This is a genomic window from Maribacter dokdonensis DSW-8, assembly GCF_001447995.1.
Taxonomy (GTDB): domain Bacteria; phylum Bacteroidota; class Bacteroidia; order Flavobacteriales; family Flavobacteriaceae; genus Maribacter; species Maribacter dokdonensis.
The window spans coordinates 16818-41956 of record NZ_LDPE01000009.1; the positions used below are offsets into that span (position 1 = coordinate 16818).

General features: G+C 36.8%; 20 protein-coding genes and 1 tRNA gene. 6 read left to right on the forward strand and 15 right to left on the reverse strand.

Features of this window, described 5'->3' with window-relative positions; all coding sequences use genetic code 11:
• The first annotated feature begins 3 nt into the window (after window positions 1–3).
• The 4 genes from ftsA (at window position 4) to I600_RS18370 (ending at window position 3947) form a co-directional block, all read left to right on the forward strand.
• Window positions 4–1338 carry a cell division protein FtsA gene (ftsA, locus tag I600_RS18355; RefSeq protein ID WP_058106031.1) on the forward strand — a complete coding sequence of 445 codons (1335 nt, stop codon included), beginning with the start codon at window positions 4–6 and terminating at the stop codon, window positions 1336–1338.
• Between the two features lie 41 nt (window positions 1339–1379).
• Complete coding sequence (gene ftsZ / locus I600_RS18360) at window positions 1380–3293, forward strand: cell division protein FtsZ (RefSeq protein ID WP_058106032.1); 1914 nt, start codon at window positions 1380–1382, stop codon at window positions 3291–3293.
• A gap of 89 nt (window positions 3294–3382) precedes the next feature.
• A complete protein-coding gene (locus I600_RS18365) occupies window positions 3383–3826 on the forward strand; it encodes a GatB/YqeY domain-containing protein (RefSeq protein ID WP_058106033.1) in 444 nt (147 codons plus the stop codon).
• Window positions 3827–3873: 47 nt separating this feature from the next.
• Window positions 3874–3947 (forward strand) — tRNA-Arg (locus I600_RS18370).
• Between the two features lie 58 nt (window positions 3948–4005).
• On the opposite strand, the gene I600_RS18375 is transcribed toward I600_RS18370, so the two are convergent.
• The 13 genes from I600_RS18375 to tamL form a co-directional block, all read right to left on the reverse strand.
• A complete protein-coding gene (locus tag I600_RS18375; protein ID WP_058106034.1) occupies window positions 4006–4611 on the reverse strand; it encodes a hypothetical protein in 606 nt (201 codons plus the stop codon).
• A 90-nt stretch (window positions 4612–4701) separates the two neighbouring features.
• Window positions 4702–5679: a YpdA family putative bacillithiol disulfide reductase gene (locus I600_RS18380; RefSeq protein WP_058106035.1), complete on the reverse strand. Its 978-nt coding sequence runs from the start codon at window positions 5677–5679 to the stop codon at window positions 4702–4704.
• Entirely contained in the window at window positions 5676–6326 is a 651-nt protein-coding gene (rpe, locus tag I600_RS18385; protein WP_058106036.1) for a ribulose-phosphate 3-epimerase, read from the reverse strand. Before rpe ends, I600_RS18380 begins: the two co-directional genes overlap by 4 nt.
• A gap of 82 nt (window positions 6327–6408) precedes the next feature.
• On the reverse strand, window positions 6409–9525 hold the full coding sequence (locus I600_RS18390; RefSeq protein WP_058106037.1) for a WD40/YVTN/BNR-like repeat-containing protein: 3117 nt from the start codon (window positions 9523–9525) through the stop codon (window positions 6409–6411).
• Window positions 9526–9771: 246 nt separating this feature from the next.
• Window positions 9772–10224, reverse strand: a complete 453-nt coding sequence (locus I600_RS18395; protein ID WP_058106038.1) for a tRNA (cytidine(34)-2'-O)-methyltransferase — start codon at window positions 10222–10224, stop codon at window positions 9772–9774.
• Window positions 10224–10448, reverse strand: a complete 225-nt coding sequence (locus I600_RS18400; protein WP_058106039.1) for a VF530 family protein — start codon at window positions 10446–10448, stop codon at window positions 10224–10226. The genes I600_RS18395 and I600_RS18400 overlap by 1 nt, the downstream gene beginning before the upstream one ends.
• A gap of 27 nt (window positions 10449–10475) precedes the next feature.
• Window positions 10476–12458: a type I pullulanase gene (pulA, locus tag I600_RS18405; RefSeq protein ID WP_167342580.1), complete on the reverse strand. Its 1983-nt coding sequence runs from the start codon at window positions 12456–12458 to the stop codon at window positions 10476–10478.
• Window positions 12459–12709: 251 nt separating this feature from the next.
• The gene (locus tag I600_RS18410) at window positions 12710–13573 is read right to left on the reverse strand and encodes a sigma-70 family RNA polymerase sigma factor (protein ID WP_058106041.1); all 864 of its coding nucleotides are present in this window, start codon (window positions 13571–13573) and stop codon (window positions 12710–12712) included.
• A gap of 159 nt (window positions 13574–13732) precedes the next feature.
• Complete coding sequence (locus I600_RS18415; RefSeq protein WP_058106042.1) at window positions 13733–15949, reverse strand: polyribonucleotide nucleotidyltransferase; 2217 nt, start codon at window positions 15947–15949, stop codon at window positions 13733–13735.
• 211 nt (window positions 15950–16160) lie between these two features.
• Window positions 16161–16430 (reverse strand): 30S ribosomal protein S15, encoded by a 270-nt coding sequence (gene rpsO, locus I600_RS18420; protein ID WP_058106043.1) that lies wholly within the window; start codon window positions 16428–16430, stop codon window positions 16161–16163.
• Between the two features lie 184 nt (window positions 16431–16614).
• Window positions 16615–17490 (reverse strand): acetyl-CoA carboxylase, carboxyltransferase subunit beta, encoded by an 876-nt coding sequence (gene accD, locus I600_RS18425; protein ID WP_058106076.1) that lies wholly within the window; start codon window positions 17488–17490, stop codon window positions 16615–16617.
• Between the two features lie 29 nt (window positions 17491–17519).
• The gene (gene fbaA, locus I600_RS18430) at window positions 17520–18587 is read right to left on the reverse strand and encodes a class II fructose-bisphosphate aldolase (protein WP_058106044.1); all 1068 of its coding nucleotides are present in this window, start codon (window positions 18585–18587) and stop codon (window positions 17520–17522) included.
• A 60-nt stretch (window positions 18588–18647) separates the two neighbouring features.
• Entirely contained in the window at window positions 18648–21212 is a 2565-nt protein-coding gene (gene tamL, locus I600_RS18435; RefSeq protein WP_232231306.1) for a translocation and assembly module lipoprotein TamL, read from the reverse strand.
• Between the two features lie 72 nt (window positions 21213–21284).
• Between tamL and I600_RS18440 the strand changes: the two genes are divergently transcribed.
• On the forward strand, window positions 21285–21986 hold the full coding sequence (locus I600_RS18440) for a TrmH family RNA methyltransferase (protein WP_317038739.1): 702 nt from the start codon (window positions 21285–21287) through the stop codon (window positions 21984–21986).
• Window positions 21987–22075: 89 nt separating this feature from the next.
• On the opposite strand, the gene porT is transcribed toward I600_RS18440, so the two are convergent.
• Both porT and ubiE read right to left on the reverse strand, forming a co-directional pair.
• Window positions 22076–22768, reverse strand: coding sequence for a type IX secretion/gliding motility protein PorT/SprT (porT, locus tag I600_RS18445; RefSeq protein ID WP_058106047.1), 693 nt, complete (start codon window positions 22766–22768; stop codon window positions 22076–22078).
• Window positions 22769–22822: 54 nt separating this feature from the next.
• Window positions 22823–23560, reverse strand: a complete 738-nt coding sequence (gene ubiE / locus I600_RS18450) for a bifunctional demethylmenaquinone methyltransferase/2-methoxy-6-polyprenyl-1,4-benzoquinol methylase UbiE (protein ID WP_058106048.1) — start codon at window positions 23558–23560, stop codon at window positions 22823–22825.
• A 228-nt stretch (window positions 23561–23788) separates the two neighbouring features.
• Here ubiE and trkA point away from each other — a divergent pair, with 228 nt between their 5' ends.
• Window positions 23789–25138, forward strand: coding sequence for a Trk system potassium transporter TrkA (trkA, locus tag I600_RS18455; protein WP_058106049.1), 1350 nt, complete (start codon window positions 23789–23791; stop codon window positions 25136–25138).
• Window position 25139 lies beyond the last annotated feature (1 nt).

Genomic DNA, 25139 nt, shown 5'->3' on the forward strand with positions numbered 1-25139 from the left:
AAAATGGAACAAACTAAATATTCAGTCGGGTTAGACATAGGTACAACGAAAATCGTTGCCATAATCGGTAAGCAAAACGAATATGGTAAAATTGAGATTTTGGGTATAGGTAAGTCCAAAAGTTTAGGTGTGCACAGAGGTGTGGTTAATAATATAACACAGACCATAAAATCTATACAGCAAGCGGTTGAGGAAGCAGAGGCAAACTCAGGGCTTAAGATCGGTTCTGTAGTCGTTGGTATTGCCGGGCAACATATAAGAAGTCTGCAACATAGCGATTATATCACGAGAAAAGATTCTGAGGAAGTCATAGGTGAAGATGATGTGGATATGTTATGTGGTCAAGTGCACAAGTTGATCATGCTTCCTGGTGAGGAGATTATTCATGTATTGCCACAGGAATACAAAGTTGATGGACAAGCGGAAATCCGTGAGCCTATTGGTATGTACGGTGGTAGGTTAGAAGCTAATTTCCATGTAGTAGTTGGTCAAGTGGTTTCTATAAAGAATGTTGGGCGTTGCATTAAGAGTGCAGGTTTAGATCTAGGTAACATTACGTTAGAGCCTTTAGCTTCATCTGATGCCGTTCTAAGTCAAGAAGAAAAAGAGGCAGGTGTAGCATTGATCGATATAGGAGGTGGTACAACTGATCTGGCTATTTTCAAAGATGGTATTATTAGGCATACCGCAGTAATACCTTTTGGTGGTGGAGTTATTACCGAAGATATTAAAGAAGGTTGTTCAATTATTGAAAAACAGGCAGAATTATTAAAAACAAGATTTGGTTCTGCATGGCCGGGTGAAAATAGGGATAATGAAATTGTATCTATACCAGGATTACGTGGTAGAGAGCCAAAAGAGATTTCTTTAAAGAACCTTTCTAAGATCATACATGCACGAGTTGTTGAAATTATTGAACAAGTGTATGTAGAGATCAAAAACTACGGTCACGAAGAGCAAAAGAAAAAACTGATTGCCGGTATTGTGCTTACAGGTGGTGGAAGCCAATTAAAGCATTTAAAGCAATTGGTAGAGTATATTACAGGAATGGATACTCGAATTGGGTACCCTAACGAGCATTTGGCGGGCGATTCTGATGAAGAAGTTGCTAGTCCGTTGTACGCAACCGCTGTTGGTCTTTTAATGAATGCCATTAAGAACCAAGAGAAGTTGAAATTAACACAGGAAGAAATTATACAAGAGCAGGAAGAAGAAGAATTGGTGTATGCAGAGCATAAAACGGAGACCGTAAAACGCCCTGATATACATAAGGAAAGAAAATCTGTTTTTGATAAATGGACTGAAAAGTTAAAAGAATTTTTAGATAACGCAGAGTAATAAGCATAGCATAAGAATACATAACCAGTAATAATTAGAATATGAGTAAGAACAGCGAATTTGATAATATCTCCTTTGATCTGCCAAAGAATCAAAGCAACGTCATAAAAGTCATCGGTGTAGGTGGCGGTGGTAGTAATGCCATAAACCACATGTTCCAGGCGGGTATCAACGGAGTTGATTTTGTAATCTGTAATACTGATTCACAGGCCTTGGATAATAGTCCGGTGCCTAACAAAATACAGTTAGGTGTATCATTGACAGAAGGTTTGGGTGCTGGTGCCAATCCTGAAGTGGGTGAGCAAGCGGCCATGGAAAGTATGGAAGACATAAAAGGTATGTTGGATACGACTACCAAAATGATTTTTATTACTGCTGGTATGGGCGGGGGAACAGGAACTGGTGCTGCTCCCGTAATTGCCAAGTTTGCAAAGGAAATGGATGTTCTTACTGTAGGTATCGTTACAATGCCGTTTCAATTCGAAGGTAAAATGCGAGTTGAACAGGCACAATTGGGTATTGAAAAATTACGTAAAAATGTAGATTCGCTAATCGTAATTAACAATAACAAATTAAGGGAAGTGTATGGTAACCTAGGTTTTAAGGCCGGGTTCTCAAAAGCGGACGAAGTATTGGCAACTGCAGCTAGAGGTATAGCAGAGGTTATTACACATCACTACACTCAAAACATAGATTTACGTGATGCTAAAACGGTGTTGTCCAATAGTGGTACCGCTATCATGGGATCGGCAATTTCATCTGGTTCTGCAAGAGCTAATGAGGCTATTATGAAAGCATTGGATTCACCGTTATTGAACGATAATAAGATTCAAGGAGCTAAGAATGTATTATTATTGATCGTTTCCGGTGCACAGGAAATTACTATTGATGAGATTGGTGAAATCAACGATCATATTCAAATAGAAGCTGGCTACGGTGCAAACATTATTATGGGTGTAGGTGAAGATGAAAGCTTGGGAGAAGCTATAGCCGTAACCGTAATTGCAACGGGGTTTAACATTGAACAGCAAGATGATATTGTAAATACCGAATCAAAGAAAATTATTCATACGTTAGAAGACGGCCAACGTGCAGAGGCAATGTTGTTATCTAACCAAAAAACAGTTCATACTTTAGAGATGGACGACGAGGAAGAGGAGGTAAAAGAAGTCAAACCCGTAAAAAAGTATGAGTTCGTTGAGGAAGATGATTTTGATTTGATTCCTACAACGAACTACATCAGGAATTTTAATGTTTTTTATGAGGAAGTATTAGCGGAGAATGTCTCTGAAGAAGACTTTGTTATAGTAGACGCTCCAACTTCATTGAGAGATATAGAAGTTGTAGACCCACAGGAATTAAAGGTTGAAGATGAAGATGATAGATTTGCCACCAACTTTCAATATTCTAAGAGAGAGGAAGAGGAGAAGGAAAACGTAATCATGTTTGACCTTCATGATGAAGTTAAGGATATTGATGTTAATGATAGCATTGAAATTGTTCCTGTATTGGAGTATAATAAAAACGGGGAAAAAAGATATAGTTTAGATGACTATATGAAATTGGAAAGTAAGCTTACCGGGGCAAAATCCAAAGCTGAGGAATTTGAGCCAAAAGTTGTGGAAGATGAGCTTCTTTTTGAAAAGAAGACCGTAGCTCCAAGAAGAGAGGTGCAACCGGAAGAGGAGTTGGATCCTTTAGATACCCCTATTGAAGAATTATTGAGGGAAAGAGCTGATGAACGTAGACGTAAGTTGAAGGATTTCAATTATAAGTTCAAGAACAACGCGCCAACAAGTTATGATGAGAAGAAACCTGCTTATCAAAGACAAGGTGTTAATTTAGAGGATAGTCCGCGCGAAAAAAAAATCTCTAGAACCTCGTTAAGTGGAGATAGCAATGATGATATTCAATTAAGATCGAATAACTCTTTTTTACATGATAATGTAGACTAACACTGCATTTATAGTAATGTATTAAACCCGAAAACTAAGTCAGTTTTCGGGTTTTATTTTTTATCTTCGCAGACCAAAATATAGAAGAAATGGGTTTACAGCAAAGAGTAATGGAGCAGTTGAAATTAGCTATGAAAGCAAAGGATTCAGTAGCGCTAGAATCGCTTAGAGCTATTAAATCTGCGTTATTGGTAGCGAGTACTAGTGGCGGATCAGAAGTAACTGAAGAAGATGAAATACAGATTGTTCAGAAACTGGTAAAGCAGAGAAAAGACAGTGCTGCAATTTTTATAGAGCAGGGTAGACAAGACCTTGCTGATCCTGAGTTGGCACAGATTGCTGTAATCGAGCAATTTTTACCAGAACAACTTTCTGAAGAAGAAGTTGAGAAAGTAGTTGTACAGACTATTGATGCTATTGGCGCTTCTGGAATGAAGGATATGGGTAAAGTAATGGGCATAGTGTCTAAAGAACTTGCCGGCCAAGCAGATGGTAAATTAATTTCTACGATTGTAAAGAAGAAATTGGCATAACATAAAATTAGCAGAATTTTAGTTTTGCTAATTGCTAAATATATATTGGCCTCGTGGCGCAACTGAATAGCGCATCAGATTTCGGCTCTGAGGGTTGGGGGTTTGAATCCCTCCGGGGTCACAAGTAAAAAGCCACATCTGAAAAGATGTGGCTTTTAAATGATATATATTTAATAGATTTAATCTCTATTAATATCGAAAACAATGCCTTCTTTGTGCATTTGAATCATTTCACTTTTAGAATATCCATAAGTGATTTCAGAATAATTTTCGTCCTTATCAATTTTATAGATTCTGGACTTTTTTGATATTTCAAAATCGTTCAAGGATAGAAATAAACTATCTGTTGTTACTTTTTCAAGTCGCATGGTAGAATAACTGCCGTTATTTGCTTTATACTCATAAATATCACCAACAGCGGGCTGTGTTAGGTGTAATTGTGTATCCTCTTTATTCTTGCCGCTAGAGTAAATAGTAAATACTATTAACAGAGCAAAAATCAATAGACCCGAGAACTGCCAAATTGGACCTTTAGCCTCTCCTTTGATATTTTTATACTGCATTTTAAGAGCTTCGGGCATCTGCTTAGGACTTAAAGTCTCTTTGCAATGTGCGCAGTAAGTACTACCACTTTTACCCAATGGAAAAACAGGGATCCAAAAAACATGTGCGTGCCTTCTGTAAATATTAATGTAAATAGTATCTTGATTATTGCAATGTTGACAAGTAATGTTTCTTGTTTTTACCGAATCAAGACTAGCTGATCCAGTGCCAAAAAATATCATAATGGAAGGTTTAGTAGTTAAGTACTCTACATAACGTCCATATATATTACCTATTGTTTATAATGATTATTGTCTGTTAAAGTCAGTGGATTACGTAGTCACAGAGCTTAGAACAATATTTTTTACAATCATTTTAGCATGTATTCTTGAGTTTTCAATAAACCATTTATGAGTTTCCATACCACCACATATAACCCCGGCCAAGTATAACCCAGACACGTTGGTTTCCATCGTTTCTGGATTGTATTCGGGGAGTTTTTTATCATCTTCACTAATGTTTACGCCTAATTTTTCTAAGAAACTAAAATTGGGTCTATATCCGGTAAGTGCTAAAACAAAATCATTTTCAATTTCCTCCTCGCCCGTACCAGTGTTCAAAAGGATACTGTCATTGGTAATGGCTTTAACCGTTGTGTTGAAATAGGCTTTAATACTTCCTTCCTCTATACGGTTGATGATATCCGGTCTTACCCAATATTTTACACGTTGACCAACTTCTGGACCTCTAATGATCAGTGTAACTTCTGCACCTTTTCTGTAACATTCCAAGGCAGCATCAATTGCAGAATTGCTTGCCCCTATAACTGCAACTTTTTGTCCGGCATAGTAATGTGGATTATCGTAATAGTGAACAACTTTTTTTAAGTCTTCTCCCGGTACGTTCAGTAAGTTGGGTAAGTCATAGAAACCGGTTGCTACCACAATTTGCTTTGAGGTGTATGTATTTTTGTTGGATGTGACAGTGAATGTTTCTCCCTTTTTTTGAACGTTCTCAACCTTTTCAAACAAATTTATATGCAACTTATTTGAAGTAACTATTCGTCTGTAATATTCTAATGCCTCGTCTCTTTTAGGTTTCGCTTCTTTACTGATAAATGGTATTTCGTCTATCTCCAATTTTTCCGATGAAGAGAAAAATTGCATATTACTAGGATAGTGGAAAAGGGAATTTACAATAGGTCCTTTTTCAATGATCAGATAAGAAAGTCCGTTTTTTTTAGCCTCTAATCCGCATGCTATACCAATTGGTCCTCCGCCAACGATGACAATATCAAATTCAGTTTTCATCCCTTTAAATCTTTAATAGTTGTTGTTGGGTCTTCGCTTTTAAAAACAAAACTACCGGCAACCAAAACATCTGCGCCGGCATCAACTAATTTTTGAGAGTTGTTCGTAGTAACACCACCATCAATTTCAATCAAAGCGGACGAATTTTTTCTGGCGATCATCGCCTTTGCAGCTTTTATTTTATCATAAGTGTTTTCAATGAAAGATTGTCCACCAAAGCCGGGGTTAACGCTCATGATCAAAACCACATCAATATCTTGAATAATATCTTCTAAAAGAGATACGTTGGTATGCGGATTTAACGCTACACCTGCTTTCATGCCCAAAGCTTTAATGGCTTGTATGGTTCTATGTAAATGAGTGCAGGCTTCATAATGAACGGTTAGAATATGTGCTCCAAGTTTGGCAAATTCTTCCAAATACCTATCTGGGTCAACAATCATTAAATGCACATCTAAAGGAATTGTAGCATGTTTTTGAATAGCTTTAACTACGGGCATACCATAAGATATGTTTGGAACAAAAACGCCGTCCATGACATCTATATGGTGATACGTTGCTTCACTGGCGTTCACCATTTCTACATCGCGTTGTAAATTACCAAAATCTGCAGCTAAAAGAGATGGCGCTATGCTTGCCTTTTTCATTTTATAAAACCTTTATTGTTCAGTACAAAAATACGGATTTGTAATTCGTTCTACAGTTGTTTTAGATTTGCTTTAACTACGATCAATCAATTGACGTGCCGCCACTTTTTATGAGAATAGGATTTATCTTTGACTTGTATTTGTCAAAAATCCCGTTCAATTTGTTCAATTCTATAGTGAGTTCTGCCGATAATTCTTCATACACTTTGTAGGCACCGTTTGTTGGTTTTGCTTCTCCAGATTCTACACTTCGGCGTAAAGATGCCAATCTGTTGTTGAGTTTAATTGGGAAGTTCAAAGGATCTTGACCTGATTGATTTTTAACTTGGTAAAGAGCTTCTTCCACTTCAGTGATCTCACCTAGAAATGGCGTTACGATCGTTTCATAATCAGTAGCTTCAATATCTTCTTTAGCATCGTGAAGTTGCTTTTTGATATCACGTATTTTGATTACCGTTTCATTTGCAGTAGAAGTTTTTTCCATAATTTTATTGGAAAGCTCAAATTGTTCATCCAAATCTTCTTTTGTAATGCCTTTTAGATTTGGGTCCATTTCTATATTGAACGAATAGGTTTGCTCATAGTTTCCGGACTTCATTTTAACCTTGTAAGTACCTATGGGGGCTTTTGGACCTCTGGCAGGTCTTGCGCTCCAAATAATCATTCCGTCGAATGTTGTAGCTCCTGTGTATCTCATATCCCAGGTGAACGTGTTTATCCCTTTTGCGGTGGTTGGCTTTGTAGAGCCTCCTTTAAGCCAATAGGGTAAATTAGGGTCTACTTCGTATTTTGGTTTGCTACCGGTAAAGGTGTTGATCAATTTGTCATTTGCGTCAAAAATTTCAAAGGTGATGGTATCTTTTTCTTCTTTAAGATAATACTGAATAGAAGCATCGGTGACACCTCTAATAGCGTTGGTAGGTTTAAAAAGAATAGCTTCTTGTTTAACCATTTCTGGGGAATACTGTCTTAGGGGTTGAATATCATCTAAAATCCAGAAGCCTCTTCCGTGAGTACCAAGAACGACATCATTGTCTTTAACTACCAAATCTCTTACCGGTGTATCTGGTAATTTAAGTTGAAGGCTTTGCCAAAGTTCGCCATCGTTCATAGAGAAATATACGCCATGTTCCGTTGCTAAAAATAAAAGTCCCTCCCTTACTGGATCTTCACGAACAGCTCTTGCAAAATGCCCGTCTGCAATACCATTAATAATTTTAGTCCAAGTTTTACCATAATCATGGGTTTTAAATACATAGGGTTGCCTGTCGTCTACTTGGTATCTATTGGCGGCTACGTAAAGCGTACCAGGATTGTGAAGAGATTCGTCAATAATACTTACCCTTGAAAATTTAGGTAATTCTTTTGGTGTAATATCTGACCAATTTTTACCACCGTCTCTTGTAATATGTATTTTACCATCATCTGATCCTGCCCATATGGTATTAATGTCATGATTAGATGGGGCAAGCGCAAATACGGTTGCGTAAATTTCAGGACCGTTCATATCCATGGTAATAATACCTCCGGTCTTTCCTAAAGTAGATGGGTCTGCATAGGTAAGATCAGGACTTATTTTTTCCCAAGATTGACCATCATCGGTAGTTTTCCAAACATGTTGGGAGCAGGTATACATTACGTTTTCATCTTGTGGTGCAAACATAATAGGGAAGGTCCATTGCCAACGTTCCGGCAAAGCGCTTGCCGGTTCACCAGAGAAAAACCGTGGATACACCTGTATATCCCTAGATTGGCCGTTACTACGATCATACCTGGTTAAGAGTGCGCCTTGGCTACCTGCATAAAATATATCCAAGTTGGTAGGGTGTTGGGTGATCCACCCGCTTTCGCCGCCACCTACAGCATATGCCCAACCATCCCCTTGACCTCTTGCCTGCATATGGCCCCAGCCATCACTTGGTACGGCAATGGTACTATTATCTTGTTGGGCACCAGCCACATGGTAAGGTACATCGTTTGTGGTCATTACATGATATAACTGTGTTGTGGTGTAATCTTCCTCTGTCCATGATTTACCACCGTTAATACTTACCACGCCACCGCCATCGTTTGATGAGATCATTCTATTAGGATCGTTAGGGTCTATCCAAAGATCATGATTATCACCATGTGGAACTTTAATTTCAGTATCAAAAGTTACCCCACCATCCGTAGACTTCCAAAAATCAACATTTAGTCCGTATACGGTTTCTTTATCAACAGGGTCGGCGTAAATTCTAGAATAGTAAAATGCGCGTTGTCTTAGTTTTCTTTCGTCATTGGTTTTGGTCCATGTTTTACCGGCATCGTCCGATCTAAAAACACCACCTTCATTAGCTTCTACAATGGCCCATACACGGTTAGAATCTGCAGGGGATACCGTTACACCAATTTTACCTAACGGTCCTGCGGGCATACCTGGGTTATTAGATAGATCACTCCAGGTTTCTCCGCCATCGGTAGATTTCCATAGTTTACAATCCGGACCACCGCCCCACATTTTCCAAGCTTTACGTTGAACTTGCCAAGTGCTGGCGTATAAAACATTTGGGTTGTTACGGTCTATAATTAAATCTACAGCACCCGCCTTATCGCTAACATATAAAGTTTTCTTCCATGTTTTTCCACCATCCATACTTTTAAAAACGCCCCTTTCTTCATTGTCGCCATACGGGTGACCCAATGCGGCGACGTATACAATATCAGGATTTGTGGGATGAATTCTAATTCTTGAAACAGCTTGGGTTTCTTCAAGACCTAAGTGTTCCCAAGTTTTACCGGCATCAGTAGATTTGTAAACACCATCACCTTGAGTAATACTTCCGCGCAATTGAACTTCCCCCATGCCTATATAAACTATATCTGGGTTGGTTTCGGCAACTGCAACCGCACCAACGGAAGAGCTGGTTATTTGCCCGTCTGTAACAGGTTCCCATTCATTACCACCATCAGTGGTCTTCCATAATCCACCGCCCGTTGCTCCAAAATAATATTCATTAGGTCTGCTAGGGCTGCCCGTAGAACCAAGCGATCGACCTCCACGTACGGGGCCAATATTTCGCCATTCCAAATTTTCATAGAAAGCTTTGTCGATTACAACATCTTGAGTATTATTTTTTGCTTTATTTTTCTGCGCAAATACAGTAGAGGTAAAGGAAAAAAATAGAAGGACAACAATTGTCGAAAATTTCGAGTTCATAAGAGTTGTTGTTTGGTGGATAATTTAAATAATTGGTTGCTTGAAAATAAGCATTTAATCTGCGAATAATTGGGTAAAGGAAAATTTTAACGACTTGTGAATCCTATTAATGCGATAAGCGATTTTTACGCCGTTTTGCTTTAGAATATTCTAAAAATGAAGTGCTTATTTTATCAAATGTATATGCAAGGAATATGATGTAGTTTTTTATAAAAAACAGCTCTGAAAAGTAAAGTCGAGCGGGCTTTAGCTGATTTGTCTTAAACCTTCATAAATGGAAATAGCAACAGCATTTGCCAAATTAAGACTTCTAATATGTGTACTGTATAATGGTATCTTAACCGCGTTTTCTTGATGTTTGTTTAATAAGGTCTTAGGTAGCCCAACAGATTCTTTTCCAAAAACTAAGAACATGTCATCTTCAAAATCAATTTCCCAATGATTTTTGTTTGCGGTAGCAGAGAAGAAAATCATTTTTTTGTCATCATGTTCTTTAAAAAATGCATCTACGTTTTCATGAATGACCACATTAAGATGTTGCCAATAATCTAGCCCTGCTCTTTTTAATCGTTTATCGCTTAGCTCAAAACCAAAAGGTTTAACCAAATGTAAGGTAGAACCGGTGCCAAGTGCCAATCTGCCAATGTTACCAGTGTTGTTAGGAATTTCAGGTTCTATAAGTACAATATGAAAGCCCATTATTTTTTAAAGGATTGTAAGTATAAATGTTCTACTTTTTCTCTGGCCCATGGAGTTCTACGTAAAAACTTTAAACTTGATTTTATAGAAGGGTTACTTTTAAAACAATTGATATTTACTTGTCTCGCTAAATCTTCCCAAGAGTATTTCTCTGTAAGTTCTTCTAAAATGGTCACGAGCTTTACACCGTGAAGTGGGTTATTGGGCTGAGAATCTGAACTCATATGATTGGATTATATTATAAATAATACTCATTTTTGAAAGGCAACGTACATGGAAAGTGCAGGAACCTGAATGGTATCTTTTACTAATTGTAAACCTTCAAAGTCAAAGGTACTACCTGAAACGGCTTTATGCCAAACGCCTTCAATTTTATAATCTATTTTTTTGTTTGATGCGTTATAAATGACCAGTATTTTCTGCCAATTGTCATTATTTGCATTGTGATCAATAATGAAAGAAACAAGGCTATCATTGGTCTGTTGGAATTTTACTTTTTCGCGAACTTCTTTTGCATTGGCAATATGAAATGCAGGATGCTCTTTTCGTAAGCGAATTAAATTTTTGTAGTATTTGAACACTTCCTGATACTCAATTTTCCAATTCCAGTTTATTTGATTAATGCTATCTGGCAGGTTATATGAATTATGTTCCTCATTTTTAGTACGTAGCATTTCTGCACCGGCATGTAGAAAAGGAGTGCCTTGTGAGGTCAGTACAATGGCATTCGCTAATTTATCCATTGTTATTAACGTTTCTACGTCAGCATCTGGTCTTGAAATTTTCAGTTTATCAAAAAGTGTGTGGTTGTCATGGCAAGAGACATAATTTATAGATTGCCAAGGTTCATTGGTCCAAGGGGTATTTGAATAATTAATACTGTTGTAGTTAACATCAGGATGCTGAATAGCTCCTACAATTCCAAATTTTATGGATTCTTGTTTATTCTTGGCACCACTTACGAAACCTAAACTCTGGTCATCAAAAACAGACCCTTTTAGTCCATCACGTAAATCGTCATTAAAAGCTGCAATTTTTGGTAATTGTTGCATGTGTTTTTTAAGAGCACGCTTTTCTTCCGGTAAAGGGGAATCTCCTGCGGTCCACCCTTCACCGTAAAGTAATGCATCAGGGTTTAATTTTAGAACGGCATCAGCAACATTATTCATGGTCTCAATGTCATGAATGCCCATTAAATCGAACCTAAAACCATCAATATGATATTCTTTGGTCCAATAGGTGACAGATTCTATCATGAATTTGCGCATCATACTACGTTCAGAAGCAGTTTCATTACCGCAGGCAGCGGCATCTGAATAAGATCCGTCTTGCCAATGTCTGTAATAATAACCGGGAACTTCAAGATTAAAATTAGAAGTATCGGTTCTGCCCGTATGGTTGTAAACAACGTCCATAATTACACCTATGCCATTGTCATGAAAAGCTTTGATCATTTGTTTAAATTCCCTAATACGTACTTCCGCATTAAATGGATCTGTTGAAAATGAGCCTTCTGGAACGTTATAATTGTTAGGGTCGTACCCCCAATTAAATTGAGGTGTATTTAAATTGGTCTCGTCAATAGCGTAGTGATCAAAAGTGGGTAAAAGATGCACATGTGTAATACCCAGTTCCTTTAAATGGTCAATTCCTGTGGATACATTATTATTTCCAGTGGTACCTTTTTCGGTTATCCCTAAATATTTACCCGGATAGAATGAACCAGATTGTGGGTGTATGGTCATATCACGCACATGTAGCTCATAAATAATGGCTTCATTTGGTTGTTTTAACAGAGGGGAACGATCATTGTGCCACCCAATAGGATTAGTGGATTCCATATTTGTCACCATGGCTCTATTGCCGTTAACACCTACTGCTTTCGCATATATACCGGGAGTTTCATTTAACCATTTATTGTTGTGCTTTACTTGGTAAGTGTAGTATGTTCCATTCAAATCTCCTTGAACTGCTATGTGCCATACGCCAGTGGTTGACTTTTTAAGGGGATATATCTCAAAAGCTTCAACATCATTACCTTTTTTAAATAATCTTAATATTACTTCTTCTGCATTTGGAGACCATAGTTTAAATGAAGTGGAATTTTTACCATAGGTAATCCAGAGATTTTCATCAACAGGCGTAGGGTAGCTGTTAAATTCTTTGGTGTTATCAGATATTTTACACGAATTAAACAATAGTAGAATTATTAGAATTAGTGATATGTACCTCATTAGCATGGTGGTAAGCTCCTAAGATAGGCAAAGATCGTTAAGAATTTAACAAGGGGTACTTTTTAGAAGACGAATTATAGTAACCTTTATAAATGAAAAAACTCCGGTAATCAGCCGGAGTTTATTCATCAATCAAAAAACGAACAGTCATGATAAACTGTTGTTATCGTTAAAATTACAACTAATATGCCAATATTGCCAATTTAAGGAAAGATTAACGTGTAATTTTATAACTTTATCACATTGAATTCTTAACCCAAATACGTTTTCAATATTTTACTTCTAGAAGTATGCTTTAATCTTCTTATCGCTTTTTCTTTAATTTGACGAACTCTTTCTCTTGTAAGATCAAAAGTTTCACCAATTTCTTCCAATGTCATAGAATGCTGACCTGCAAGACCAAAGTATAAACGGATAACATCTGCCTCACGAGGAGTCAAAGTTTCTAAAGCACGCTCAATTTCTGTACGTAAAGACTCATGTAACAATTCTCTATCTGGGTTTGGCGACTCACCACTACGAAGTACATCATAAAGGTTAGAATCTTCACCATCGATAAGAGGAGCATCCATAGATACGTGTCTACCTGAGTTTTTCAATGATTGTTTTACATCATCAACGGTCATATCCAACTCTTTCGCAATTTCTTCTGGAGAAGGCATTCTTTCATGCGCTTGCTCTAAAAAGGCAAAAGTTTTGTTGATTTTATTGATAGAACCAATTTTGTTCAATGGCAAACGAACGATACGAGATTGTTCTGCCAAAGCTTGTAATATAGATTGACGGATCCACCATACGGCGTATGAGATAAATTTAAAACCTCGCGTTTCGTCAAAACGCTGTGCAGCTTTGATAAGACCAAGGTTTCCCTCGTTAATCAAATCCGGTAAAGTAAGTCCTTGGTTTTGGTACTGCTTGGCAACTGACACCACGAATCTGAGGTTGGCTTTGGTAAGTTTTTCAAGAGCGATCTGGTCGCCTGCCTTGATGCGTTGTGCCAACTCTACTTCTTCATCAGCGGTAATCAAGTCCACTTTTCCAATTTCTTGTAAGTACTTGTCCAAAGATGCGGTCTCTCTATTGGTGACCTGTTTTGTAATCTTAAGCTGTCTCATTAAAATAAATTAAGTTCAATTTGCATAGACTGCATATACTTATACGTAAAAATCTTCCGAATGTTACAATTCAATAAAAAAAAGTTCATTTTTCCGTTGAACGGCACAAAAAAAGCCTCAACTGATTAGTCGAGGCTTTAAGAATAAACTTACAAAGAGTTAATCTCTTCTAGGTTTTCTATCGCGATTACGATCGTTTCCACGACGATCATCTCTACGTTTATCATCACGTGGTGGTCTTTCAACAAAGCCTTCTGGTTTTGGTAAAAGTGCTTTACGAGATACTTTCTCTTTACGGGTACGTTTGTCTATACCAAAGTACTTCACGTCGAATACGTCTCCCATGTTCACAACATCGGTTACATTTTCTGTACGTTCCCATGCCAATTCAGATACATGCAACAATACTTCATTACCTGGAGCATCTGTATATTCTACAACAGCACCAAAGTCCAACATTTTAATAACCTTTACTTCGTAAACGCTACCAACTTCTGGCTTAAATAATAAAGAATCTATTTTTGCCATAACAGCATCAATACCTTTGCTACCTACACCTAGTACTTCAACAATACCTTCTTCGGTAACAGGGTCTTCGTTAATAACGATAGTAGTCTCGGTTTCTTTTTGTAATTCTTGAATTACTTTTCCACCAGGACCGATCAATGCTCCAATAAACTCATTAGGTATACGTCTAGTAACCATTGTAGGTGCGTGATCCTTAACCTCTGCATTTGGTGTTTCAATAGTTTCGGTTATTTTACCTAAAATGTGTAAACGACCGTCACGAGCTTGTTTTAAAGCATTTACAAGAATTTCATAAGACAATCCTTTTACTTTAATATCCATTTGGCAAGCGGTAATACCATCGGCAGTACCGGTTACTTTAAAGTCCATATCACCTAAGTGATCTTCATCACCTAAAATATCGGAAAGAACAGCATATTTTCCAGATTCAGTATCTGTAATCAATCCCATTGCAATACCTGAAACTGGTTTTTTCAATTGAACACCGGCATCCATCATTGCCATAGTACCAGCACAAACAGTAGCCATAGAAGAAGAACCGTTAGATTCTAAAATCTCAGATACTACACGTACTGTGTAAGGACAATCTTCAGGAACCATTCCTTTTAATGCACGTTGAGCCAAGTTACCGTGACCAACTTCTCTACGAGATGTTCCACGAATAGGTCTTGCTTCACCTGTTGAAAAAGGAGGGAAGTTATAGTGTAAATAGAAACGCTCTTCACCTTCGTAAGATGGCATGTCTATTTGGTTTGCTTCTCTACTTGTACCTAAGGTAACCGTAGCTAAAGCTTGAGTTTCTCCACGTGTGAAAATAGATGATCCATGAGTAGAAGGTAAATAGTTTACCTCACACCAAATAGGTCTAATCTCATCTGTCTTACGACCATCTAAACGCAAACCTTCATTCAATGTCAAATCTCTAACAGCGGCTTTTTCAGCTTTGCTGTAGTATTTAGAAATTAATCCGCCGAAATCTGCTTGCTCTTCTTCAGAAAAAGTAGCGATAATTTCTTCCTTGATTTCACCAAATGCAGCACTACGTTCATGTTTGGCAGAACCTGCTTGTGCAACAGCATATACTTTATCATATGCCATGTCGTGAATTTTCTGAGCTAAATCAGCATCTTCTCTTTCTGGCTCGTACTCACGTGTTTCTTTTTTACCAAAAGCTTCTGCTAATTTAACTTGAGCAGCACACTGTACTTTAATGGCTTCATGAGCAAACTTAATTGCTTCGGTCATTTCTTCTTCAGAAATCTCATCCATTTCACCTTCAACCATCATAACAGAATCTGCAGATGCTCCAATCATCATATCGATGTCAGACTCCTCTAATTGTGCTCTAGTTGGGTTAATGATGAATTCTCCGTTTACACGACCAACTCTAGCTTCAGAAATTGGGCATTCAAAAGGGAAATCTGATAATTGAATAGCTGCAGAAGCTGCTAAACCTGCCATAGCATCTGGCATAACGTCTTCGTCATGAGACATTAATTGAATCATCACCTGAGTTTCAGAGTGATAATCTTTTGGGAATAATGGACGTAAAACACGATCCACTAAACGCATGGTCAATACTTCACCGTCACTTGGTCTTGCTTCTCTTTTAAAGAAACCACCTGGGTAGCGACCCGCAGCAGCAAATTTTTCACGGTAATCTACCGTTAGTGGAAGAAAGTCCACATCACTTTGTTTGTAGTTGGAAACAACTGTACATAATAACATACATTTTCCTGATTGTACAACAACAGAACCGTGTGCCTGTTTTGCCAATTTTCCGGTTTCGATAGAAATTTCTCTACCATCCCCAAGGTCAATGACCTCTTTAAATACTTTTGGAATCATAAAATTCGATTAAAACCTGCTCATGCAGATTTGTTAAACAATGGTCTTTCCGACTGAAATTTTCTCTGGTCGGAGTTGTTGTGTTGTTGTGTTGACCAATGAAAAACCGTGTGTAGCTTTTTGTTCGCCCTTACCAAAATACTTGGCTTTAACTCCTAAGGCATGGAGTACTTAAAAAAAAGGGGATAGTTAACTATCCCCTTTTTAAAAATTATTTTCTAATACCTAGTTCTTTAATAAGCTCTCTGTATTTTACAATGTCATTTTTAATCATGTAATCTAAAAGACTTCTTCTTTTACCCACCAATTTTACAAGTGAACGCTCAGTGTTGTAATCTTTGTGATTCTTTTTCAAGTGACCGGTCAAGTGGTTGATTCTGTGTGTGAACAAAGCAATTTGTCCTTCTGTAGAGCCAGTGTTTTCTGCACTACCGCCGTATTTTTTAAAAATTTCGGCTTTTACTTCTTTTGATAAATACATTCCAATATTGTTTTAAATGATTTTTATGTATGTGATTGTTTTTCAATCAGGGCGCAAATATACAATTATTATTGAAATGTGCAGTATATTTTATAATCAAAAATGCTCGCCGAATCAATTGATAGGGCGAGCACTTTAAGATGGACCGTAATATCTTTAATGAAGATGTTCTATCATTAAAATATTAAGCAGAAGTTTTTTCTGCTCTTACCGGGTTATTTTGAATTAAATCTATGTAAAGATTAACTTTTTTCTTTAAATCTCTTCTATGTGAAATGAAATCTAAGAAGCCGTGTTCCAATAAAAATTCTGAAGATTGAAAACCTTCAGGTAAATCTTTACCTGTAGTATCCTTTACAATTCTTGGACCTGCAAAACCAATAAGTGCACCTGGCTCTGCAATATTGATATCACCTAGCATAGCGTACGATGCAGTTGTACCACCCGTTGTTGGATCTGTACATAAAGAAATGTACGGCAAACCAGCTTCGGATAATTGAGCCAATTTAGCAGATGTCTTTGCCAATTGCATTAGTGACAAAGCAGCTTCCATCATACGAGCACCACCAGATTTAGAAATCATCATAAAAGGCACTTTTTTCTTAATGGCGTGATCTATACCGCGGGCAATTTTTTCACCTACAACACTACCCATTGAGCCTCCTATAAATTTAAAATCCATACAGCAAATAACGATGTCTTTACCATAAGACTTACCAAAGCCTGTTCTAACAGCATCTTTCAACCCTGTTTTTTTCTGAGCTGCTTTTAAACGCTCACTATATTTTTTGGTGTCTTCGAATTTTAAAGGGTCTTTAGAAGAAAGCTTCTCATCAAGTTCAGTGAACTTATTGTCATCGAAAAGAATTTCAAAGTATTCTTTACTTCCTATCCTTACGTGATAATCATCTTCTGGGCTTACATAAAAGTTTTTTGCTAGATCGTCTGACTCAACAATTTTGCCTGTGGGAGATTTGTACCACAAGCCTTTAGGTGTGTCTTTCTTTTCTTCGGTAGAGGTTTGTATACCTTTTTCTTTTCTTTTAAACCAAGCCGTCATATCATCCATTTTATGGTTATCCTAAGTTGTTATAACGTATTTACGTTATTTAAATCTTCAAATGCTTTTTTCAATCTTTCAATAAAAGATATTTCTCCTTTTCTTAACCAAACTCTTGGGTCATAGAATTTTTTGTTTGGTTCATCTGCTCCCTTAGGGTTACCTATTTGAGATTGTAAATAATCTTTATTGTCCTGAACATAATCACGAACACCTGCTAAGAACGCATATTGTAAATCGGTATCAATGTTCATCTTAATTACTCCGTAGCTAATACCTTCTCTAATTTCTTCAACAGTAGAGCCTGACCCACCGTGGAATACGAAATCAATATGATTGTTTTTTACACCATATTTTTTAGAAATATACTCTTGAGAGTTCAAAAGGATTTTTGGGGTCAATTTTACGTTACCAGGTTTGTATACCCCGTGAACATTACCAAAAGCAGCGGCAATTGTAAATCTAGGGCTTACTTTAGAAAGTTCTTCATAAGCATACGCTACTTCTTCTGGTTGAGTGTATAGTTTAGAATCATCTACATCAGAATTATCTACACCGTCTTCTTCACCACCTGTAATACCTAATTCGATCTCTAAGGTCATGTTCATTTTGCTCATGCGCTCTAAATAACCTTTACATATTTCAATGTTCTCTTCTAAAGGCTCTTCAGAAAGATCGATCATATGAGAGCTGAACAAAGATTTACCGGTTTCTGCAAAATGTTTTTCACTTGCATCTAAAAGTCCGTCTATCCAAGGTAATAATTTTTTAGCACAATGGTCTGTATGCAAAATTACCGTAGCACCATAAGCTTCTGCTAATTGGTGTACATGTTTAGCACCTGCAACTGCACCTAAGATAGCAGCTTGCTGTCCATCATTTGAAAGGCCCTTACCGGCATTGAACTGAGCTCCGCCATTAGAGAATTGTATAATTACAGGAGCATTTAAGCTAGCTGCAGTTTCTAAAACGCCATTAATAGTGTCAGAGCCTATTACGTTTACTGCAGGTAGTGCAAATCCTTTTTCTTTTGCGTAGTTGAAGATTTCTTGAACCTCATCTCCGGTTGCAACTCCCGGTTTTATGTTGTGAGCCATAATTATGTTGTTGTTTGTTTCTTAAAAAAATGAAAAACAAAAGTAATAAAACAATTATATTTAAAAGGGATAGTTGATACCAATTTGCAAAACAGCATTGGCAAAATTATAATCTCTAAACCATCTTTTAGACTGAATTTCAGCTGGGTTATAAGTTTTAAAGCCTAAATCTAATCGAAATAGGAAATAGGTGAAGTCGTATCTAAGACCCATGCCAGTACCAAGGGCAATATCTTTTAAAGATGCTAAACCGTCAAAAGTGGCATCTGGATCTTCAACATTATCTAGCACGTTCCAAATATTACCGGCATCAGCGAAGATCGCCCCGTTAATATCTCCTGCAATAGGAAATCTATATTCAAGATTTAAAGCTAATTTTAGGTTGGCTTCGTTGAAATCGTTGATAGCAGAAGTGCTTCCGGGTCCTAATGAATATGGGAACCAAGCTCTGTTGTCATTAGATCCACCACCAAAATAACTACGAACAAAAGGTATGTTGTCAGAGTTGCCGTAAGGAATAGCGATGCCAAAAAATGCTCTTGCGGCCAAAACGTTAGACCGTTTTAAATCCCAATATTTTACATATTCAAATTCATTTTTTATGTATTGCGAGAAGGGAACACCAAAAACCAAAAGTTGATCATCGTCATTTTTATTGAACGGGATAAAAGTGGAGAATGCAGACAGTACGTTGCCGGCACCTTCAATTTTCCAACGAAATTGATAAAAAGTGTTATCTAGAACACCAGTTCTATTCGTTTTATTAAAAGTGTAGTTAGATGCAAATATTAAATTGTTTTCTGTTAGTCTTATTCTTCTTTCTTCAATAGTATTTACATCTTCAAAATCATCTGTTGTAGCACTTACTGTGCCGTCTAGTATAGCATTGGTGAATCCGCTTGTGCCACTAGGTATGATCAAATTTAAATCATCATCACTATCATCTGTTTCAAAATATTCTGCCAGTTCTGGGTATAGCGCAGCGTCTTCATAAGAATCTGCAATTTCATCTAATAGTTCGTAGGTATTTGTATAAACATTGTAAAACCTATTACTGTTCACATTTCTTACAAATTGAATATTTAAAAGCTCAACATCGTGGTTTACAAAATCACTTGGTGTCCAGCTGTATCCTAAAACGGTATTGAAGGTTTGTTTGTCCAGACCAATATTGTTTTGAAAATTGGTACCAATAGCAATTCTGGTTTTTGGTAATGTATAATTAGGTATAATTCTAGACGTATTAATGAAAGGAAACCATATTCTAGGGAAATCTAAAGAAATGTCTCCGCCAAATTCGGAAAAATAATTTGCCTCAAAGGTGTTGCTGCTTAATAAACCATAAGAGCCATTTGCCGAGATACTCAAATTTTCCGCCCCTTTAAAGATGTTTCTAATGAGTAGGGTGGTGCCCAAACCAACACCAAGTCTTCTTAAATTAGATCTGCTCACTTCAAAGTTGGTTCCCAATGCGTATTTTGTTTTAGGAGCCAAGTAGATGTTGGTGTTTACTTTGTTGCCAAGGCTGTCTGCTTCAAATATTATGTTTGGGTACTTAAAAACGTTTAGTGCGTTTAATTGCCTTGACGTTCTAATTTTATCGACATCTCTATAAATACTATCCTTTTTGAAAAAAATGGCATTGGCCAAGGTTTTAGGTTTGATGTCAAAATTTTTAGAATAGTGAATGGTATAGTCTTGGTAGTCTATAGTGTAAATGGAATCTTGATTGTTTGTTGAGAGGTAGTCTGTATAGATATTTATTTTATCGATTTTCTCAACTTTATAAGCAGAAGTGGTCACCTCATTTTCACCTCTTGTTTTTAGGTCACCTATATTAAGGGTGATGTTCATCTTTTGATCGTCTGCAGCTCTAGCGGTATCTCTTAAAATATCAAAAGTTATAGAGCTTTCTTGAAAATTTCTAATACCATTATTTCTGAAAATGCCTGTTAGTCTTTCACGTTCTCCGTTAAAATTTGAAAGATCAAATTGTTGCCCTTCTTTAATCAGTGAATTTGCGGCGTTTAAAAAATATAATGAATCTATTGCTCTAGATGAGATGTTGTTACCTAAAGAATCTATCATATAGGGATCACCCAATTCAATATGGTAATTTACCTTGGCCTTTTTATACCTTGCGCTATCAATTACATACGTGGTATTGTTGGTAAAATAGCCTTTGCTCTGATAGTAGGCGCTTAATTTTTCTAGACTTAATCTTGTTTTGGTAGTATCTAAAACAGTGGGTTCTTCACCAATATCCTTTAGCCAATTACTTAGTCCCTTGACCAGAAAAGATTCGCCTAATCTTTCCACTTGCTTTTCTGAAAGCAGTTTATCCAGTCTTTTTTTTCTGTTCTCTTTTCTGTATAACCAAGCGTTGTAAGAAGAATCAGGGTTTTCTTTGGCAAGGTTGTATAAATTTAACCTTAAAGGGTATCCTAGAACAGTAGAATTCGGTTTTTGATAGACGAGACTTTCTAATTCTTCGTTGTTAACTTTTATAGAATCAGCATAAATGGTGTTTTTAATCACCAAGAGTTCATCATCCTCAACCTTCTTTAGCGAGTTACAGGATAACAAGACTATTGCCAGTAGGGATAATAAGCTTAATTTAGCCATGATGTTTTTGGAGCAAAGTGCCATCCTCATAGAAATCAAAAATACATTATTTGAATGGTTGTCAAAAGTGAATTGAAACTTATCAAAAGCCTACAGCAAAAAAAGTGCCGAATTGAGCACGGACTATTTGTAATAGAGGGGAAAAAAACCTTGGAAGAAGTTGTGAAATCTCAAATGAGACTATACAAATTGTTCGCCGTTGACCCAAGTGATTTGGATATTGGCGGTCATGAGGTAACGCAAGTGACTGCAAGGGAGCTAAGTCAAATGAGTAGCTTAAAGAACCCAAATGGGTATCTTGGTGTATTTTATATTCCTGAAAAAGTAGAAAAAATAGCCTCTGATTGGGTTTTGGTGCTCGATGGTGTTCAGGATCCAGGAAATTTGGGTACGATTATAAGGCTTTGCGATTGGTTTGGTATCAACGATATTGTTTGTTCAAATGAAACGGTGGATTGTTATAATCCAAAAGTGTTGCAGGCAACCATGGGGTCTATAACAAGGGTTAATATTCAATATAGGTCGTTAAGTACATTTTTAGGGTCAACAGAATTACCCATTTATGGAACATTTATGGACGGTGATAATGTAAATACTATCACTTTACCTAAAAAAGGAATCATGATTATGGGTAATGAAGGAAAAGGAGTGTCAAATACCGTTGCTGAATTATGTTCAGATAGATTGGCAATACCTCAATTTGGCGAAAAAACCACAGAGAGCTTAAATGTGGCTTCTGCAACGGCAATTCTATTACACGAGATAAGAAAATAGCCCGGTTTTTTAATTCGAAATATTTAACTTTTGCTAATTGCTAATTGCTAATTGCTAATTGCTAATTGCTAATTGCTAATTGTTAAATGTTATTCAAAAGTGAAGTTGATGAAAATGCCTCGGGTTTTCAGAGATTCAATATTTCCGGTCCAAGGGCTGTTAGGGTCTTGATCGGGCACTAGTTCATCCGTAAGAGCAAAAACACCTCGTATAGATGGAGTGAACTTAAAGTATTCTAGGTAAAAATCAATTCCAAATCCAAGTTCGTAGTTGTACACCCATTTTTTCATTCTAAATGTTCCGGAACTGTTATCATCCAAACTTTCTTCGTTGCTACCTAGGTTTAAACTACGAGATCCGCCTGCCAATAAAAAAGGTTTAAAGTTGCCAAACCTGCGTGTACTTGCTTTAATAAGTACAGGAAAATTGATATAGGTAGATTTTATTTCCCTAATGGCATCTCTTTCATCATCAAATCCAGGAAACCCCATTAGTCTGGTTCCGTAATGCAGTCCTGGTTCAAAACGAACATCAAAAAATTCATTAAGTCTTAATTCGCCTATTAGTCCAACGTTGAATCCAAAGCTTTTGCTAACCAATATGTCTTTGGCATTTTCTTTATATTCAATTTTAAAATCATACTGATTTAAACCTAAGAAGTAACCCCAGTTTAAGAGTTTTTTATCCTCGTTCTGTTTATTCAATATAGGGCTCTCATTAAATTGAGCGCTCATTAAATTCGTTATCAACAACGTTAAGGGTATTAAAAACCACTTCTTCATAAATGCTGGTTTACGATTGTAAAACGTCAAATAAATATTGAAAGACAGCTAATATTATAGATTAGCTTTTTTTGCAACATAAATTGAAGCAACCCCAAATGTTTGAGGTTTATTCGTTACATCTATAAACCCAATTTCGCGCAAAATATTGTTGAAGTTTTCTCCATGTGGAAAAACGGAAGCAGATTCGCTTAAATAGCCATATGCCGAATCGTCTTTTGAGAAGATTTTTCCAATTAATGGAAGAATATTTTTTGTGTAGAAATTGTAACCTTGTTTGTAAGGGGTCTTGGTGGGTACAGATGTTTCCAGGACCACTAACGTGCCGTTAGGTTTTAAAACTCTAAGAATTTCAGCCATACCCGTTTCAAGGGTTTCAAAGTTACGTACTCCAAAAGACACGGTTACGGCATCAAAAGAATTAGCGTCGAAAACAAGATTTTCACTGTCACCAACTACCATTTCAATGGTATTGTCCAAATTTTTATCGGTTACTTTTTCTTTACCAACCGCCAACATTCCCGGAGAAATATCTAGGCCCACAATTTTTTTTGCACCTGTTTTTGTAAGTGCTATGGCTAAGTCGCCAGTACCTGTTGCAATATCTAATATAGAATTAGGTTGTTCCTTTTTTAAAATTTCAACAACTTTTTTACGCCATTTAATGTCAATGCCAAAAGAAATTACTCTGTTTAAACCGTCGTAATTTTTAGAAATGGTATCGAACATTTTGGTCACCTGTTCCTTTTTACCTAAGTCAGAATCTTTGTATGGCGTAACTTTTTGGGGCATTATATTGTTATTTTTTTGGCAAATATACAATATAGTAGGAGCTTAACTCCTTTTTAACCACCAAGGTTGGTCATTGATAGGTTAAAGAATTGAAAATAAAGAATAAACTAATTTAATTATGTAATTTTGCCCCATAATAATTGCTACGGTTTTCAAGACTACTTTTAAGTATTTATAGTGTTTAAGAGAGAAATTTTATGCTTGATAATTAGCGGTCTAATAAGATAAATGAAGATTATAATTGCTGGTGCTGGGGAAGTAGGCTTTCATTTGGCCAAATTACTATCCTATGAATCACAGGATATTACTTTAATCGATTCTAAAAAAGAGAGTCTGGCTTATGCCGATAACCATTTAGATATTCGTGTTTTAAAAGGTGATGCTACTTCTATTGCGGTGTTGAACGATGCCCAAGTGCAAAATTCTGACTTGGTTATTGCGGTTACCTCTTCTGAAACAACGAACTTAACACTTTGTATGTTGGCCAAACAGCTTGGTTGTAAACGAACTATTGCCAGAATATCTAATACCGAATTTATAAAGAATAAGGATCTTTTAAGGTTTTCTGACCTGGGGATAGATGAATTGATTTCACCCGAAGCATTGGCGGCGACTGAAATTCAAATGTTGTTGAATAAATCTGCATTCAACGATACCTATGAATTCGAGGAGGGCGAACTGATTATGGTAGGGGTTTCTTTACTGAAATCTGCGCCGTTTGTAGGTAAAATGGTAAAAGAGGCTGCCAAAATTTTCCCTGAATTACATTTCATGCCCATAGCCTTGCAACGTACAGGAACGCAATATACGGTTATACCGCGTGGTGATACCGTTTTTAAAGAAGGTGACCAAGTATACTTTATTACGGTAAAGGAAGGTGTAGATGAGTTGTATAAATTAACTGGAAAGAAAAAAGCTGAAATCAAGAATGTAATGATTCTTGGTGGTAGTAAAGTAGGTTATAAGACAGCAAGAGATCTGTGTGCCAACAAGTTCAATGTAAAGTTGATAGAAAAGAATAAGGAGAAAGCCTTTGATCTTGCTGACGAATTGCCAAATGCACTGGTAATTAATGGTGATGGTAGAAATGTTGAGCTGTTAGATGAAGAAAGTTTAGAGTCCATGGATGCCTTTATTGCAGTAACCGGCAATTCAGAGACCAATATTATGTCTTGCTTGGTGGCAAAATCAAAGTATATTAAAAAGACCATAGCTTTGGTGGAGAACATGGATTATTTTCAGCTCTCACATTCTATAGGTATAGATACTTTGATCAATAAAAAGCTTTTAGCTGCAAACAATATTTTTAGGCACATTCGAAAAGGTGAAGTTGTAGCATTAATGCGATTAAACAACTTAAACGCCGAAATTTTAGAATTCATCGTAAAAAGAAATTCTAAAGTGACCGGTGCTACTATTAGAGAGTTAGATTTTCCTAAGGCGGCTACTATTGGTGGTGTTGTTAGGGATGGGGTAGGCCACATTGCACTTGGTGGTTTTAATATACAGGAAGGAGATAGGGTAGTAGTTTGTTGTCTACCATCTGAAATTCCTAAAATAGAACGAATGTTCCTTTAAG

What these genes read in the sequence shown, in the direction of transcription:
- ftsA (WP_058106031.1), top strand. Translation starts at nt 4, where the DNA reads ATGGAACAAACTAAATATTCAGTCGGGTTAGACATAGGTACAACGAAA.
- ftsZ (WP_058106032.1), top strand. Translation starts at nt 1,380, where the DNA reads ATGAGTAAGAACAGCGAATTTGATAATATCTCCTTTGATCTGCCAAAG.
- I600_RS18365 (WP_058106033.1), top strand. Translation starts at nt 3,383, where the DNA reads ATGGGTTTACAGCAAAGAGTAATGGAGCAGTTGAAATTAGCTATGAAA.
- I600_RS18375 (WP_058106034.1), bottom strand. Translation starts at nt 4,611, where the DNA reads ATGATATTTTTTGGCACTGGATCAGCTAGTCTTGATTCGGTAAAAACA.
- I600_RS18380 (WP_058106035.1), bottom strand. Translation starts at nt 5,679, where the DNA reads ATGAAAACTGAATTTGATATTGTCATCGTTGGCGGAGGACCAATTGGT.
- rpe (WP_058106036.1), bottom strand. Translation starts at nt 6,326, where the DNA reads ATGAAAAAGGCAAGCATAGCGCCATCTCTTTTAGCTGCAGATTTTGGT.
- I600_RS18390 (WP_058106037.1), bottom strand. Translation starts at nt 9,525, where the DNA reads ATGAACTCGAAATTTTCGACAATTGTTGTCCTTCTATTTTTTTCCTTT.
- I600_RS18395 (WP_058106038.1), bottom strand. Translation starts at nt 10,224, where the DNA reads ATGGGCTTTCATATTGTACTTATAGAACCTGAAATTCCTAACAACACT.
- I600_RS18400 (WP_058106039.1), bottom strand. Translation starts at nt 10,448, where the DNA reads ATGAGTTCAGATTCTCAGCCCAATAACCCACTTCACGGTGTAAAGCTC.
- pulA (WP_167342580.1), bottom strand. Translation starts at nt 12,458, where the DNA reads ATGAGGTACATATCACTAATTCTAATAATTCTACTATTGTTTAATTCG.
- I600_RS18410 (WP_058106041.1), bottom strand. Translation starts at nt 13,573, where the DNA reads ATGAGACAGCTTAAGATTACAAAACAGGTCACCAATAGAGAGACCGCA.
- I600_RS18415 (WP_058106042.1), bottom strand. Translation starts at nt 15,949, where the DNA reads ATGATTCCAAAAGTATTTAAAGAGGTCATTGACCTTGGGGATGGTAGA.
- rpsO (WP_058106043.1), bottom strand. Translation starts at nt 16,430, where the DNA reads ATGTATTTATCAAAAGAAGTAAAAGCCGAAATTTTTAAAAAATACGGC.
- accD (WP_058106076.1), bottom strand. Translation starts at nt 17,490, where the DNA reads ATGACGGCTTGGTTTAAAAGAAAAGAAAAAGGTATACAAACCTCTACC.
- fbaA (WP_058106044.1), bottom strand. Translation starts at nt 18,587, where the DNA reads ATGGCTCACAACATAAAACCGGGAGTTGCAACCGGAGATGAGGTTCAA.
- tamL (WP_232231306.1), bottom strand. Translation starts at nt 21,212, where the DNA reads ATGGCTAAATTAAGCTTATTATCCCTACTGGCAATAGTCTTGTTATCC.
- porT (WP_058106047.1), bottom strand. Translation starts at nt 22,768, where the DNA reads ATGAAGAAGTGGTTTTTAATACCCTTAACGTTGTTGATAACGAATTTA.
- ubiE (WP_058106048.1), bottom strand. Translation starts at nt 23,560, where the DNA reads ATGCCCCAAAAAGTTACGCCATACAAAGATTCTGACTTAGGTAAAAAG.
- trkA (WP_058106049.1), top strand. Translation starts at nt 23,789, where the DNA reads ATGAAGATTATAATTGCTGGTGCTGGGGAAGTAGGCTTTCATTTGGCC.